Genomic DNA, 14,935 nt, shown 5'->3' on the forward strand with positions numbered 1-14,935 from the left:
GCCGCGGCGATCTGGCACAACCACAAGACCGGACAGCCGGTCATGCGATCCCTGATCGCCTACGACCACTAATCACATCGGAATGACTCGTCTAGGGGAGCGGCGGCCCCGCGAGTCACCGGCCCGGCGGGACCTTCTGCCGGTCGCCCGTGAGCGCCGGAGTGCGGGTCACCGCCAGGCCCGCGCTCCTGGCCGCCCGGGCGAACACCACCGCGTCCTGGACGGCCGCCCCCGTCGGGTCGTTGTTGAAGTAGGCGTACACGTCCCGCTCGCCCGGCCAGGTCGTGGCGATCCGGTCGACCCAGGTCTCCAGTGACCGCCGGCCGTAGTGCGGCCAGGCCCGGGCGCGGCCCACGTGGAAGCGGACGTACCCCCAGCCGGCCGTCCGCCACAGCGGCGTGACCGGGCGGGCGTAGGCGTCGGCCCAGCACAGGGCGGCGCCCCGGGCCCGGAGGACCTCGCGCACCCGCGGCGTCCACCACGACTCGTGGCGCGGCTCGACCGCGACCCGGGTGCCGGACGGGAAGCACGCCAGGCAGGCGTCCAGCAGTTCCGGATCCGCGCGCAGGGTCGGCGGGAGCTGGAGCAGTACCGGGCCCAGCCGGTCGCCGAGGCCCGCCGCGTGCGTCATCAGGCGGTGCACCGGCTCCTCGGGGTCCTTCAGCCGCTTGATGTGGGTGAGGTACCGGCTCGCCTTCACCGCGACCACGAAGTCCGCCGGAACCCGCTCCCGCCAGGCCTCGAAGGTCTCCCGCGCGGGCAGCCGGTAGAAGGCGTTGTTGACCTCCAGGGTGGCGAAGGCGGCGGCGTACTCCTCCAGCCACAGCCGCGTGGGGCACCCCTGCGGGTACAGCACGCCCCGCCAGTCCTTGTACTGCCAGCCCGACGTCCCGACGAACAGGGTCATACGCCCATCAAAGCACCGGTTCCCGCACGGGGACCCGTCACAGGTACAGACCCGCGTCGGCCCCCTCGCGCGGCTCCGGCAGCGCCGTCGGCGACGTGCCCCGCCGCAGCGCGTACAGCTCGGCGAGGGTCGCCCCGTCGCGGCTCACCCCTTCCTCGGTGCCCAGCCAGTCCACCGCCTCCCGGCGGGTCAGCCGGCCCACCTCGATACGGGCCAGGCACCGGCCCGGGCGGACCACGGCCGGGTGCAGGCGCTCCAGATCCTCGTTGGTCGTCACCCCGACCAGTACGTTGCGCCCCTGGCCGAGCAGGCCGTCGGTGAGGTTCAGCAGCCGGGACAGCGCCTGGCCCGCGGTGTGCTTCGCCTCGCCGCGGATCAGCTCGTCGCAGTCCTCCAGCAGAAGCAGCCGCCAGCGCCCCTTGCCCGCCGCGTCCTCCTCGCCGATGGCGATGTCCATCAGGTAGCCGACGTCGCTGAACAGCCGCTCCGGGTCCAGCACGCAGTCCACCTGGCACCAGTCGCGCCAGGACCGGGCCAGGGTCCGCAGCGCCGAGGTCTTGCCCGTGCCCGGCGGGCCGTGCAGCAGGAGCAGCCGGCCCGCGATGTCCTCGGGGGTCGTCTTCATCAGCCGGTCCATGGCGTCCGCGACCGGGGCGGTGTAGTTCGGCCGGAGCTCGTCCCAGGTGCCCGCCGCGATCTGCCGTGTGGTGCGGTGCGGGCCGCGCCGGGGCGAGACGTACCAGAAGCCCATCGTCACGTTCTCCGGCTGCGGCTCCGGCTCGTCCGCGGCGCCGTCCGTCGCCTGCTCCAGCACCTTCGCGGCCAGCTCGGCGCTGGTCGCGGTGACAGTGACGTCGGCGCCCCGGTTCCACCGGGAGACCAGCAGCGTCCAGCCCTCGCCCTCGGCGAGGGTCGCGCTGCGGTCGTCGTCGCGGGCCGCGCGCAGCACCCGGGCGTCCTTGGGCAGCAGGGTGGCGCCGGGGCGCACGCGGTCGATGTTCGCCGCGTGCGAGTACGGCTGCTCGCCCGTCGCGAAGCGGCCGAGGAACAGCGCGTCGACGACGTCGGACGGCGAGTCGGAGTCGTCGACGGTGAGCCGGATCGGCAGAGCGTCGTGTGGGTTCGCGGACATGCCGCCATGATCTGTCACGCGGGCGCCGTGCGCACCCGGTTTCCCCCGCGCGTCCCGTGCCGGCGCCCGGACTGAGCCTGTTGTGGGCCGAGCCTGCCGGAACCCTGTCCCGCGGATGATTTCCGCCCTTACTGTTGTCCTTGATGAGACGTCATGGGGGGAATCCGGAGGCGGGGCGGTGGCGGCTCCCCGCGCTGCTCGGCGTGGGAGTGATGGCGGTGGCCCTGGTCGTGGCCCTGCTGAGCACGCTGCCCGGCGGCGCGAGTACCGAGGGCACCACACGCCACGGCGACAAGGTGCACGGGACACCGGCGACCCCGCGGAACGCGGACGAGCCGGACGTCGGCTGGGGCTTCACCCACACCCAGTTCAGCGCCGACGAGGGCAGCGCGGCCGCGACCGGCCGGGTCGGGGCGCTGCTGTCGAAGGACGGCGGCCTGCCGCAGAACCAGGCGATCATGGGCTGGGGCGCCGACAACCCCGAGCCGGTCAAGGGGCGTTACGACTTCGAGGCGCTGGACCGGCGGATCGACTTCGTCCGCGCCTCGGGCGGCACTCCGGTGATCACGCTGTGCTGCGCGCCCGACTGGATGAAGGGCGGCCGGGCCGGCGTGGACAACACCGACTGGAGCCAGGACGCCCTGGAGACCGCGCCGACCCGCGACCACTACAAGGACTACGCCGCACTCGCCGCGACCGTCGCCAAACGCTATCCGGACGTACGCCACTTCATCGTCTGGAACGAGTTCAAGGGCTTCTGGAACAACGCCGAGGGCCGCTGGGACTACGAGGGCTACACCGAGCTCTACAACCTGGTTCACAAGGCGCTCAAGCAGGTCGACCCCAAGATCATGGTGGGGGGACCGTACCTGGTCATGGACAGTGTCGACCCGCGGCAGAAGCAGGACGCCTCCACCGTCCTGCGGGGCCCCTGGGGAGCCTTGGACCAGCGGGTCCTGGACGCCTTCGCCTACTGGAACCAGCACAAGGCGGGCGCCGACTTCGTCGTCGTGGACGGCTCCAGCTACACCAAGGACGACGACCTGCTGCCCGACGAGTTCCGCGCCACCGACAAGCTGACGGACGTCGGCCGGTGGGTGCGGCGGCAGACGGGCGGCCTGCCGCTGTGGTGGGCCGAGTACTACGTCGAGCCCGCCGACCGCAACGACGACCGCAAGGACTGGTCCGAACCGCACCGCGTCGCCGTCCAGGCCGCCGGCCTGATCGCCATGGCCAAGGGCGGCGCCTCCACCGGCTTCTACTGGAACCCGGAGAACCGCACGGGCGACTGCCCCGGCTGCCTGTGGACCCCGACCGACTCCTCCGGCGGCGGCCGGGAGCTGCCCATGTACGACCTGGTCTCCCGCTTCAACCGGGCGTTCCCGCCGGGAGCCGGGTACCGGACGGTGTCCGTCGCCCCGGACGACGTGCCCAACGTGCGCGTGCTGGCCGACGACCGGACCGTCCTGGTGGTCAACATCCTGAACCGCACGATCAGCGCGCAGATCGACGGCAGGCGCTTCGACATGAAGGCGTACGAGGTGAAGTGGCTCCAGCGGTAGTCCGCCGGAGCCGCTCCACCCGCCGTCCGCTCAGCCGCCCCCCATGGTCAGGAACCGCTGCACCAGCGAGGCGAACAGCACCGCCAGCAGCGGCAGCGAGAACCAGAAGCTGCCCTGGAGCCACCGCAGCCGGCGCACACTGGGCCGCATCGCGACCCGGAGGACCTCCCGCGCCGTCAGCATCACGGTCAGCGCCAGCGCCGCGACTCCGCCGACCACCGACCACGGCGTCCACGTCACCCTCGGCCCGATCGGCCCCGGATCCGGCTCGGGCACGGGACCGGAGGGCTGCTCGCGCAGCTCGTACAGGGTCACGTCGTCGTTGCCGAGGACCTTCCTCAACTCCCGCCGGTCGTCGAGGTGGCGCACGAGCCGTGACTCCCAGGTGGCCGAGTAGCCCACGTCCATCCGCAGATACGTCACCTGACTGCGGTTGACCATCAGGTACGCGTTCGGACCCGCGTCCTTGAGCGACTTGACCAGGCCGGAGACCAGCACCGGGTCGGTCGGTGCCAGGGTGGGCACGTAGTCGACGCGCTCCATGTCCCGCGCGCCCCACGGCATGGCCGGGGTGACGTTGGTGGCCGGGTCGTTGCTCAGCCACAGCAGCCGTACCGTCGGTTTGTCGTGGGCGTACACATAGTCCATGGCCGCGACCTCGCCGGGCCGGATCCGCTCGAAGGTCTCGTTGCCCCACCGGGCGACCAGGAAGCCGCCCATGAGCAGCAGGCCCGCCATCAGCGCGGCCAGCGGCGCCAGGCTCACCCGGTCCTTGTCCCGTTCCTCGGCGGTGGCGCCGGTGCGCGGGAAGAGCGCGAGCGCGCCGAGCAGGGCGGCCCCGGGCAGCGCAAACATGAAGACCCGCAGCGCCATCTCGCCGCCGTAGGACTGCATGCCGAAGCCGAGGAACGGTACGAAGGTGAGCACCAGCAGCGACCGCTCGCGGTACTTGTTCTCGCGCCGCCGCCACCAGCCCCAGCAGGCAAAGGCCATCACGGAGCCGGCCAGCAGCACGCGCGTGTACAGCACCAGTTGGTGGGTCGAGTCGCCACCCTGGATCCGGCCCGAGACGGACGTCGAGACGTTGCTGCCGACCCCGCCGACCCCGCCGAACAGCTCGTCGAAGTGCCCGGACCAGTACGGCTCGGCCATGAAGCCCAGCCAGAACGCCGCCAGGACCGCGAACAGCACGGGCAGGCCGCGCAGTTCGGATCTGCGGACCAGGACGAGCACGGCCAGCACGCCCAGCATCACGAACGGGGTGAGCTGGTGCGCCGGGACGCTGGCGGCGAACAGGCCGATCACCACCAGGAGCAGCACGGCCCGCTGCCGCCGGTCGGCCGGCTCCACCTCCGCCTCGCCCGGCCGGGCCTTGGTCCACAGCATCCGCGGCGCCCGGAACCAGACGAGGAGGATCGCCACGAAGGCCAGGTACAGCAGATAGGTGAAGCCCTGCGGGGAGAAGTAGTCCTGGCCCACCCAGCCGCTCAGCACGAAGATCCACACGCCGGTCCACCTGGCCCGCCAGCTCGCCCGCAGCGAGCGGGTCAGCAGGAACATGGGGGGTAGGTACAGCAGTTGGACGGTCAGCGGCCACCAGCGGATGACCTCGGTGAAGTCGCTCAGACCGCATGCGCGGGCGACGAAGGCGGCCACCGCGAAGAACCCGGGCCAGCTCCACCGCGCGTCCAGGTCCGGCACGGCCGATCCGGTGCGGTCGATGAAGTCGATGAAGCCGAGGTGCTGCCAGGCGGTGGCGAAGCGCGGCTCGCTCTCGATCACCGCAGGCAGCGCGTGCAGGGAGACAACGGTGGCGACCAGGGTGACCAGCAGCAGCGCCCGGTGTTCGCGGCGCAGCCACAGCAGCGCGGCGAACACCCCGATCAGCAGCGCGGCGCCGGCCAGGGTCGGCAGCGGCAGCACCGAGACGAGGCCGAGGCCGCCCATCCGGTCCAGGTCGGAGTCGTCCAGGCGCAGCGCGGGCACCCAGTACAGCAGCAGTGCCGTGGTCAGCAGACAACCGAGCAGGACGCCGGCCCGGGTGGGCGCGAGACGCTCCCGCCAGGACGGGTCGGGCCCGCTCCGGGCGAGAAGGTCCTCCTCCGCCGCGGCCTCCGGTGGCGAGGTCCCCACCTTCGGCACGAGGTCCAGGCCCCCGGCCGTGAAATGCGCCTCCGGTACGACGGCCCGCTCGCCGGTGGAGTACGGGCCGTCCGGTACTGCGGCCTGCTCTCCGGTGGAGTTGGGACCGCCGGGTGCGACGGCTCGTTCCTCCGTCCCGAACGGGGCGTCCACCTCCCGCTCGGCCGGTCCCGGCGAGGAAGGTGAGACCGGCTTCAGCTCCTTCACCGGGAGCCCCAGAGCCTCCGGGCCGTGCGGCCCGGCCGGCGGCCGGTCGGGGTCCACCGCGGCGGTGCCGGCGGGCGGGGTGCCCGGTCCGGGCCGTACGTCCGGCCGGCGCTCCACGTGGTCGAAGTCGACGTGGATGCCCAGGGCGAGGGTGTCGGACTCCACTGCCCAGGCGGGCCGCCGGTGCGGTGCGGTATCGGCGGGGACCTCGCGCGCCCCCAGGTCGGCGAGGTCCCCGTCGGGTGCCGCGTCGTCGGGCACGCCGGCGGCGGGCACGGCCCTGACGGTCCGGTACAGCTTCGGCGCGGCGATCGCGACGATCACGGCGAGGCTGGAGATCTCCGCGACGCCGGCGCCGGTCAGCCCCATCCGGGGGAGCAGCAGCAGCGTCAGACCCAGCACCAGCGCGCACAACAGGCCCTGGAGCCAGGCCAGTCCCGCGGTACGGCTCTGGGCGCGCAGCACCGCGAAGTACGTCTCCATCACGACCCGAAGCAGCGCGCCGACGGCGAACCAGCGCAGCAGCGGGGTGGCCGCGTGCGCGTAGCCCTCGCCGAAGACGTGCAGGATGTACGGGGCCAGCAGGAACAGCAGCCCGCAGATGGGCAGCATGATGCGGGCCATCCGCTTCAGCGCCGCGCGGGTGTTGGCGGCCAGCCGGGCCGGGTCGTGCGACCCCTCGACGGTCAGCGAGGCACCCATGTTGATGGCGAGCAGGTTGACCGTGCCGCCGATGGTGGTCGTGATGTAGAAGTACGCGTTGTCCGCGGAGCTGACCTGCGCGGCGATGATCACCGGCACCAGGTAGACGACCGCGAGGGAGAACAGCGAGCCGGTGTAGTCGCCCGCCAGGAACCGTCCGAGTTCCTTCGCCGTCGGCGGCCTGGCGTGGTCCTCGGTCGCCCGTATGTGCCGGGGCACCAGGCGCCGGAACACCAGCCAGCCCAGCGGCACGATGGAGAAGGCGATCGCCGCGACCCAGGAGACGAAGACGCCGGTCGTCGGGATCGCGACGGCGAGCCCCACCAGCAGGGCCAGCTTCACCGCCGAGAACACGGTGTTGCCCACCGGGACCCAGGGCGCGCTGCGCAGCCCGGTCAGCACCCCGTCCTGGAGGGTGAGCAGGTTCCACGCCATGACGGCGACGACGAAGCCGAGGCCGTGGGCGAGCCCGTGCAGGAAGCGGTACGACGGCCCCCACATGTCGAGGGTGAGCAGGAACACCCCGGCCGCGCACGCCACGATGAGCGAACTGCCCACGTACGTACGGGCGATGAGCCGTCCGGTGGCGCGGCCGGAGATCGGGATGAAGCGGGCCAGGGCCCCGGTGAGCGTGACCGCGGTCAGCCCGGCGAGGAGCTTCATGGCGGCGATGGCGGCCGAGCCCTGGCCGACCGCGTCGTCGGAGTAGTAGCGGGCCGCGACCAGCCAGTAGCCGAGGCCCAGCACCGCGGAGATCCCGGTGTTGAGCATCAGCGCGTAGGCGTTGCGGAACAGCGGGTTGCCGCCGGCGGACCGGCCCCGTCCTGGCAGCCGCAGACGGCGCCCCGGCTGCTCGGTCGCCTCGGGCCCGGTGGCTGATGCCTCGGTGGTGGTGGTCGTGTCAGACACGGGTGCTGATGGCCTTCCGGCGGACCTGTCGGGCTCTGCGGACCATGGCGTAGCCCTTGGTGAGGGCGCGGTCCCTGGCGAAGTTCCGGGTGATCGCGCGGCCCTGGACGATCCGCTCGAACTCCTCGGTGGTCGTGCTGCGGCGCACCGTGAGCCGGTGCAGCGCATACGGGCCCTGCCGTCGGCGGGCCAGGGCGTTGCCGACGGCGAGGGCCTGGGTGAAGCCCGCGGCCCGCACCCGGGCCCGTACCCGGCGGCTGGAGTAGCCGTAGGGGTAGGCGAACGAAGCGGGCACGGTGCCCAGTTCACCGGCGACGATCTCCTTGCAGCGGATCAGCTCCGACCACAGGGTGTCGTCGTCGAGCTGGTCGAGCTGCGGGTGGGTGTGACTGTGCCCGCCGATCTCGACCCCGCCGGCCGCGAGTTCGCGCACCTGGTCCCAGTCGAGCATGGTGTCCAGGCCCCCACCGGTGTCGTGGGCGCCGCGGATCCAGCCCGTGGAGACGAACAGCGTGGCGGGGAAGCCGTAGTGGTCCAGCGTCGGCAGCGCGTAGCGGTGCACGCCCTCGTAGCCGTCGTCGAAGGTGATCAGGACGGGGTTCGCGGGCAGCGGCGGCAGGCCCGTGCCACGCCAGTGCTCGGCCAGCCGGGCCGTGGTGACCGGCTGGAAGCCCCGGTCCTTGAGCACGGCCATCTGCTCCGCGAACGCCTCGGGCGTCACGGATAGTTCGCGGGTGGCCTCGTTGGGCTCCGGCGCGACCGCGTGGTACATGAGCACCGGCACGGGTGCGCTGGTAGGGCCGTTCATGCGATGCGTCCCCCCTCGTCCTGCCCGGTTCCCCCGCTCCGCGGGGTCTGCCCGGTCCTCCCGTCCCGCGGGGCGTGCGCGATCCCGGTCACCGAGGTCACCGAGAACCCTGTGCCGCCCCGCCGGGCCCTGACACTGCCGACGGCGTAGCCGCCCGCGGCGGTGAGCACCCCGGCGACGATCGCGCCGGCCCGGCCCGCGCCGCCCGGCCGGGCCAGCAGCGCGTCCCGCAGCCCGCGGGCCACCCCGGCGGGCAGCACCCGGGTGGTGTACCGGCGCTCGGACTCGAGGCCCTTCTGCGCGCCGACACTCCGCGCGACCAGCGCCTTCGACAGGCCCTCCGCGTAGACGCGGGTGCGGAAGTAGCGGAAGTGCTCGCGCGCCTCGGGCACCCGGTGGTGGATGACCGCCCGGTCGTCGATCAGGAGGACCGCGTCCGGCCGGGACCGGGTGAGCCGTATGCACAGTTCCGTCTCCTCGCAGCCCAGCGGGCGCTTGTCGCCGTCGCGGCCGATACCGGTGGCGAAGCCGCCCGCCGCGTCGAACGCCGTACGCCGGAAGGAGGCGTTGCCGCCGAGCACGTTGCGCACCCGGACCCGGCCCGGCGGCAGGCCGCGGTAGGTGCAGCCCACCACCCAGTCGAACTCCTCCGGGAACCAGACCGGCCGGCGGCCCGACGCCCAGACCGGGACCGTCCGGCCGCCGACGGCCATGACCCGCGGGTCCGCGTACCCCTCGGCGAAGTGCCGCAGCCAGTCCCGCTCGGCCACGGCGTCGTCGTCGAGGAAGGCGACGATCTCGCCGCGGGAGGCGGCGATGCCCGTGTTGCGGCCGGCGGACAGGCCGCGCGGGCCCGCGTTGGCGAGCACCCGCACCTCGCCGCCGTCCCGGTACTCCTTGTACTCCTCGGCCAGCCTCTCCAGCAGTGCCGGGTTGTGGTCCACCACCAGGAGGGTCTCCAGGGCAGGCCGGGACTGCGCCCGCACCGAGGAGACCGCCGCGAGGATGTCCTCCCAGCGGTCCTCGGTGTAGACGCAGATCACGACGGAGATGCCGAGACCGCTCAAGACGCCTCTCCCCGCACCGCGTCGAGCATCGGTGACCGGCGGGCCTGGCGGCCCTGGCGGCGCAGCTCGCGCCGGTTGGAGCGCTCCTTGAGGATCACCTTCAGCACCCGCAGCCCGTCCCGCACGGCGCGCAGATTGCTGGCGCCGTGGATGCGCAGGTACTCGTGGCTGGGGATCTCCTGCACCTTCAGTCCGGCCTTGACCACTCTGATGTTCATGAGCGTCTCGACCTCGAAGCCGGTGCAGTCCAGCTCGATCTTGTCCAGGCAGTGCCGCCAGAACGCGTTGTACCCGTAGCACAGGTCGGTGTAGCGGGCGCCGAACTTGCGGTTGACCACGGCGCACAGGGCCCGGTTGCCGAGCTTGCGGATGAAGGTCATGTCGTCGGTGCCGCCGCCGTTGGCGAACCGGGAGCCCTTGGCGAAGTCCGCGCCCGAGACCAGGGCGGAGACGTAGGAGACGATCTCGCCGCCGTCGGCCGAGCCGTCCGCGTCGACCATCACGATGATGTCGCCGGTGCACTCCTCGAAACCGGTGATCAGGGCATCCCCCTTGCCCTTGCCGCGCTGGTCGACGACCTTCACCTTGGGCCACAGTTCCCGGGCCACTTCGACGGTGTCGTCGGTGGAATTGCCGTCCACGAGGACCACTTCGTGAATCCAGTCCGGAAGTGTCTTGAAGACGTAAGGCAGATTCTCGGCCTCGTTCATGGCGGGAATCACCACGCTCACCGGCGGTGTGATGGCCAAGTGCGAGGAAATGGGCCGGTATTCCGCGGCGAGCGTCGGATCCTGTTCCGACGAAGGCGAGCGCAGAACGGAGCTCATGAGTCGTGTTCCCTCTCGTCCGGCGGACCGCCCGCCCCTCGGGCGGCCCGGCTGTGTATCCGGTTCGAAAGGGGGGTTGATCACCCGGGGCGCGCCGGAACGGCTCTCCGAACACACCGGGTGAGCTGGCAAAGCTGTCCGGCCTGCCGGAAGAACGGCAGCCGGTCGCGCGGCACGGCTCGGTCACACCTGTGGTCACCGAGCACGGCACCCCCCTACCGCGCTCCGCGCCGGAACGTCCAGGCCCTGAGCCCTCCCCTAGAGCCGCTTGCCGACGGACCGATGCGGGTGAGATGTACGACGGTATTGATGATTGAACCAGTATGGCAAGACCTGGAACGAGGCCTCACGTTTTTGTTGGTTTTGCCGTAACGAAACCCTGTACGTACTGTTCAGCGCCTGGAACGGATTTGTCCCATGCGTTTGAGGATCCTGTCCGCGGGCTCGAACAGTTCCGGCCGCGACAGCACCGCGTTGCGCAGCGCCCGGACCGGGGCGCGGCGCGCCCGATGCCCGGCCGCCACCGGGTGGCGGCGTGTCACCCACCCTTCGGACACGCTGAGTTCACGTGTCTTCAGGGAGTCCTTGTACTCCTTCTGGCCCCGGCCGAGATCCAGGTACGCGATGCCGTCGGCGGCGGCCGCCTCGGCCATGCGCAGATGCAGGATCAGTCCCGGGGAGAACTTCGCGTACGCCGGGTCGTAGGCCGGGAACCAGCAGGCCAGCACCCGCTCGGAGCGAAGCCCGAAGTGGGCGGCGACCGGCCGGCCGTCCGCGTACAGCACCGACAGGATCCCCGCGAAGGAGTCGGAGCGGGTGTGGAACAGCTGTGTCACCAGGCGGGTGATCCACTCGTGCGCGAAGCGGTCGCTGCGCCCGGTCCGCCGGTACTGGGCGGACTTCCAGGCCATCAGCCTGCGCAGCGCGGCGGGGTCGCGCTCGTCGTGGACGTAGCGCACCGGGCCCGTGTCACGGCCCAGCCTGCGCTCCTTGGCCAGCGTGGTCCGGGTGAACTTCGGCGACCGGGCGCGCAGTTCGCGCACGTAGGTGTCGTAGCCCTGGTCGACGTCCATGACCGGGGACGGGAAGCTGCCGGAGGCTCCCGCCTCGAACGGCTCCTGGCCCGCCACCAGGTGGTCGAACTCCCAGACAGCCAGTGAGCAGGCCCGCAGCAGCTCACGGGCGTCCCAGGTGAAGCCGGGCCGGTGCACCAGGCCCTGGCAGTCGGAGACGCCGAGCCCGATGGCCCGGCCTACGCCGGTCGCCGATCTCTGGAACGGGAAGAACGCGGCGGGCTCGCCGTCCTCGCGGACCACCGCGATCCGCACCCCGCGTCTGCACCGGCCCACCGCGAGCGCGAACTCGGGTGACAGGAAGGGGTTCCCCAGTTCCTCCGCACCGTGCAGATGAGCCTTGGACTGCATCGCGGTCCACGCCGCCCGGTCGGCGGCGCTCAGCTCGCCGGGGCGGTACACGTTGATGTCCACGTCAGGAGCCCTGTCTTCTCGCCGTACGGCCGCGCTGCCGCCGCACCAGAACCAGCAGGAGAACGAGGGAGCTGAACGCGGTGACGGCCAGCAGTCCGCCGCTGACGGACCATCGGTGCACGGCCAGCATCCCCTGGGCCACCAGCATGTCGAGGACGACCGCGCCCGCCACCGAGGCGAGGACGCGACCGAAAGGATCCAGCCCGCGCAGCGCGGCGGCGATGGCCGCGGCCGGCGCCGCGAGCAGGAAGAACAGCGTCAACGGGCCGCGCAGAGGGGAGTCGGAGCCGGTGAGCGCGAGCAGCGCACCGATCCCCCCGACTGCCGTCGCGGCGCCCGCGAGCAGCGGTGACAGGTCCCTCCCCGGCCCTGGCCGCGCCCGCTGACTGCCCGGTGTTGAAGCTGTCTTGATGCGTATGGTCTGCATTGGCGACTTTGCCCCCCGAAGCGCCGGATGCCGGGCTTCAATGTCGCGCAGCCCGCGCCGCCCGTCAAGATGCGGAAGCCGCCCGTACGGGTTCTCGCCTGCTTGCGAACTCCGTTCGAGTGGCCGGTTCCCGACCTCCCAAGCCCCTTGTGCCACAACGAATTTCGTTGATCGCTGAAAAGTCTTGGCATGGACACTTCCAGTCAACACGCGTAGCTGCTACGACGGTTACGGCAGAGATCCTGCTAAAGGGAGGTTCCATGAGACGAAGTTCCCGAATTTCCGCCTATATCGGTTCCCTCCTCCTGACCATCGGCTTCGCCCTGACCGGGGCGACGATGGCGCAGGCGTCCCAACTGGCGGCGAACGGCCCGTATGTGGCCCTCGGCGACTCCTACTCCTCCGGCGTGGGCGCCGGCAGCTACATCAGCTCCAGCGGCAGCTGCAACCGCAGCACGAACGCGTACCCCTACCTGTGGAACGCGGCCCACTCCCCGTCGTCGTTCTCCTTCACCGCCTGTTCGGGTGCCAGGACCGACGACGTACTGGCCAACCAGCTCGGTCCGCTCAACTCCGCCACCACCCTCGTCTCGATCACCGTCGGCGGCAACGACGCCGGGTTCTCCGACGTCATGACGACCTGTGTGCTCCAGTCCGACAGCGACTGCCTTTCGCGCATCAACACCGCCAAGGCGTACGTCGACTCGACGCTGCCCGGCAAGCTGAACAACCTCTACTCGACGATCCGCTCCAAGGCTCCCAACGCGCGCGTGGTCGTCATCGGCTACCCCCGCTTCTACTTGCTCGGCCAGCTCTGCCTGGGGCTCAGCGAGGCCAAGCGCTCCGCCATCAACGGCGCCGCCGACTACATCGACGCCGCCACCGCCAAGATCGCCGCCAACCACGGCTTCGTCTTCGGCGACGTCCGCACCACCTTCACCGGCCATGAGATCTGCTCCGGCAGCTCCTGGCTGCACAGCGTCAACTGGCTCAACATCGGCGAGTCCTACCACCCGACGGCGGCCGGCCACTCCGGCGGCTACCTCCCCGTGTTCACCAAGGCGGCCTGACCCACCGTCACCACCAGGGCCTCTTCGCGCCCGAAGCGGAGACTCCGCCCGACGGGGTCTCCGCCGCGCCGGCCCGCCCCTCGGGCCGGGCCTCCGGGATCTCTCGGCCAGTGCTCAGCCCAGTGCCGCTGCCGCCCCCTTGAGCATCAGCCCGGCCCCCAGGGCGACGACCGCGCACGCCGACCCGAGCGGCGCGGTCCTGCGCACCAGGGCCGCCGCCGGGCCCGCGGTCCAGCGGGGGCGCCCGTCCAGCAGCCGGTTCGCGCCGCTGCCCAGCTTCACCACGGCGATCCCGGCCGCGGTGAGGGTCAGGGCGAGCCCGACGCCGTACGCCACCACGAGCAGCAGCCCGAACCAGGCCTGCCCCAGCGCCGCCGCGCCCACCAGGACCACCACGGCGGACGGACTGGGCACGAGCCCGCCGGCGAACCCGAGGAGCAGGGTGCCGCGGAGGGTGGGGACCGCGGGGTGCGTGTGGGTGTGGCCGCCGTGGGAGTGTTCCAGGCCGTGGGTGTGGTCGTGAGCGTGGTCGTGGCTGTGCGAATGCCCGTGCCCGTGGTCGCGGTTGCGCCAGGCGCGGCGTACGAGGCCGGCGCCCGCCAGGGTGACCAGGACACCGCCGGCGACGCCCAGCCAGGCGATGACCGAGGGCGCGGCCGCGGAGCCGGCCGCCACCAGCAGCCCGAGGGCGACCACGCCGAGGGTGTGGGTGACGGTCACCGAGGCGGCCAGCGGCAGGACGTCCCTCGGGCGGGCCCGGCCGCCGCGCGCCGCCGCCATCGCCGCCATGACGGTCTTGCCGTGGCCCGGGGCCAGGGCGTGCAGGGCGCCGAGCCCGACCGCGACGACCAGGGCGAGGGCGGCGAAGCCGAGGGTGAGGTCGTGCCGGGCGACCAGGCGGTCCAGGGCCCGCGTCCAGCGGTCGGCGCCGCGGGGCAGCACGGAGGCGGCGGGCGCGTCGCGCCGCTCGTCGGCGAGCGCGGGGCCGCCAGGCCGCACCCGCAGGGACGCGGTGGAGGTGTCCGCCGGGGAGGACAGCAACCGTGCCGGATAGCGGGTCAGTTCGCCGGACACGGAGGTCTTCGGCACATCGGACGCGGTGAGCGTCATCCGGTCGCCGCGCGCCGTGATCTCCCGCCAGCCGGGCCCGGAGGACGCCTCCGCGCCGCGGAAGCCGACGGCGGCGGTGGCCCCCTCGGGCAGCGGCGCGCTCAGCCCGCACTCCAGCCGGAGGGTGTCGAGGCCCGCCTGGCCGGGGCGCACGCGCGCGTGGCTGCCGTGCGCGGTGAGGGCGACCGTGCGTCCGTCGACCGTGACGGCGCTGTCCCGCGCGGCCTTCTCGCACCGCTGCCGGGCCCACGCGGTCAGGCCGATCCGCTCGATGTCCGGCTTGGCCTGGGTCGCCGGGATCTCGGCGAGGTCCTCGACGTGGTCCACGCGGAGCGCGCCGGGGGTGGCGACCAGTCCGTCGTAGCGGTTGACGGTGAAGTTTCCGAGCGGGTGCGCGCTCGCGGCGCCGGCCGGGACGAGGACGAGCGCGCAGGCCGCGACGAGGGCGGCCGCGGCGGCGCGGAGTGGGCGGAGGCGCATCACCGGGCCGCTTCCGCGGAGTTCAGCGTCGTGCGTGCTGTGCGGGCGCCGAGGGGGGAGAAGGCGCGGTTCGCGTTCGCGGCGGCCTTGCAAGGGGA

At 72.4% G+C, this 14,935-nt stretch carries 11 protein-coding genes; 2 read left to right on the plus strand and 9 right to left on the minus strand.

Features of this window, described 5'->3' with window-relative positions; translation table 11 throughout:
• Window positions 1-115: 115 nt before the first annotated feature.
• Both ACWEK3_RS12345 and ACWEK3_RS12350 read right to left on the minus strand, forming a co-directional pair.
• A complete protein-coding gene (locus tag ACWEK3_RS12345; RefSeq protein ID WP_384424422.1) occupies window positions 116-907 on the minus strand; it encodes a DUF72 domain-containing protein in 792 nt (263 codons plus the stop codon).
• Window positions 908-944: 37 nt separating this feature from the next.
• Complete coding sequence (locus ACWEK3_RS12350) at window positions 945-2,039, minus strand: DUF5925 domain-containing protein (RefSeq protein ID WP_450538785.1); 1,095 nt, start codon at window positions 2,037-2,039, stop codon at window positions 945-947.
• A 143-nt stretch (window positions 2,040-2,182) separates the two neighbouring features.
• On the opposite strand from ACWEK3_RS12350, the gene ACWEK3_RS12355 reads away from it, so the two are divergent.
• On the plus strand, window positions 2,183-3,601 hold the full coding sequence (locus ACWEK3_RS12355; RefSeq protein ID WP_450538784.1) for a GH39 family glycosyl hydrolase: 1,419 nt from the start codon (window positions 2,183-2,185) through the stop codon (window positions 3,599-3,601).
• Window positions 3,602-3,631: 30 nt separating this feature from the next.
• Here ACWEK3_RS12355 and ACWEK3_RS12360 read toward each other — a convergent pair whose 3' ends face one another.
• The 6 genes from ACWEK3_RS12360 to ACWEK3_RS12385 all read right to left on the minus strand — a co-directional run bounded on the left by ACWEK3_RS12360 (window position 3,632) and on the right by ACWEK3_RS12385 (window position 12,177).
• On the minus strand, window positions 3,632-7,561 hold the full coding sequence (locus tag ACWEK3_RS12360) for a lipopolysaccharide biosynthesis protein (RefSeq protein ID WP_450538782.1): 3,930 nt from the start codon (window positions 7,559-7,561) through the stop codon (window positions 3,632-3,634).
• Entirely contained in the window at window positions 7,554-8,369 is an 816-nt protein-coding gene (locus tag ACWEK3_RS12365) for a polysaccharide deacetylase family protein (RefSeq protein ID WP_450538780.1), read from the minus strand. Before ACWEK3_RS12365 ends, ACWEK3_RS12360 begins: the two co-directional genes overlap by 8 nt.
• Window positions 8,366-9,436, minus strand: coding sequence for a glycosyltransferase family 2 protein (locus tag ACWEK3_RS12370; protein ID WP_450538778.1), 1,071 nt, complete (start codon window positions 9,434-9,436; stop codon window positions 8,366-8,368). Before ACWEK3_RS12370 ends, ACWEK3_RS12365 begins: the two co-directional genes overlap by 4 nt.
• Complete coding sequence (locus ACWEK3_RS12375) at window positions 9,433-10,263, minus strand: glycosyltransferase family 2 protein (protein WP_141362394.1); 831 nt, start codon at window positions 10,261-10,263, stop codon at window positions 9,433-9,435. Before ACWEK3_RS12375 ends, ACWEK3_RS12370 begins: the two co-directional genes overlap by 4 nt.
• Before the next feature lie 392 nt (window positions 10,264-10,655).
• Window positions 10,656-11,750, minus strand: a complete 1,095-nt coding sequence (locus ACWEK3_RS12380; protein ID WP_453249644.1) for a GNAT family N-acetyltransferase — start codon at window positions 11,748-11,750, stop codon at window positions 10,656-10,658.
• A 1-nt stretch (window position 11,751) separates the two neighbouring features.
• On the minus strand, window positions 11,752-12,177 hold the full coding sequence (locus tag ACWEK3_RS12385) for a hypothetical protein (RefSeq protein WP_450538774.1): 426 nt from the start codon (window positions 12,175-12,177) through the stop codon (window positions 11,752-11,754).
• A 260-nt stretch (window positions 12,178-12,437) separates the two neighbouring features.
• Here ACWEK3_RS12385 and ACWEK3_RS12390 point away from each other — a divergent pair, with 260 nt between their 5' ends.
• Entirely contained in the window at window positions 12,438-13,247 is an 810-nt protein-coding gene (locus tag ACWEK3_RS12390; RefSeq protein WP_390726626.1) for an SGNH/GDSL hydrolase family protein, read from the plus strand.
• A 114-nt stretch (window positions 13,248-13,361) separates the two neighbouring features.
• On the opposite strand, the gene ACWEK3_RS12395 is transcribed toward ACWEK3_RS12390, so the two are convergent.
• Window positions 13,362-14,837 carry a nickel transporter gene (locus ACWEK3_RS12395; protein WP_453249645.1) on the minus strand — a complete coding sequence of 492 codons (1,476 nt, stop codon included), beginning with the start codon at window positions 14,835-14,837 and terminating at the stop codon, window positions 13,362-13,364.
• Between the last annotated feature and the right edge of the window lie 98 nt (window positions 14,838-14,935).

The organism is Streptomyces sp. NPDC004721 (genome assembly GCF_053601495.1).

Coding starts and splice junctions, on each gene's coding strand:
- ACWEK3_RS12365 (WP_450538780.1), bottom strand. CDS start 8,369: ATGAACGGCCCTACCAGCGCACCCGTGCCGGTGCTCATGTACCACGCG.
- ACWEK3_RS12395 (WP_453249645.1), bottom strand. CDS start 14,837: ATGCGCCTCCGCCCACTCCGCGCCGCCGCGGCCGCCCTCGTCGCGGCC.
- ACWEK3_RS12355 (WP_450538784.1), top strand. CDS start 2,183: ATGAGACGTCATGGGGGGAATCCGGAGGCGGGGCGGTGGCGGCTCCCC.
- ACWEK3_RS12385 (WP_450538774.1), bottom strand. CDS start 12,177: ATGCAGACCATACGCATCAAGACAGCTTCAACACCGGGCAGTCAGCGG.
- ACWEK3_RS12375 (WP_141362394.1), bottom strand. CDS start 10,263: ATGAGCTCCGTTCTGCGCTCGCCTTCGTCGGAACAGGATCCGACGCTC.
- ACWEK3_RS12345 (WP_384424422.1), bottom strand. CDS start 907: ATGACCCTGTTCGTCGGGACGTCGGGCTGGCAGTACAAGGACTGGCGG.
- ACWEK3_RS12390 (WP_390726626.1), top strand. CDS start 12,438: ATGAGACGAAGTTCCCGAATTTCCGCCTATATCGGTTCCCTCCTCCTG.
- ACWEK3_RS12350 (WP_450538785.1), bottom strand. CDS start 2,039: ATGTCCGCGAACCCACACGACGCTCTGCCGATCCGGCTCACCGTCGAC.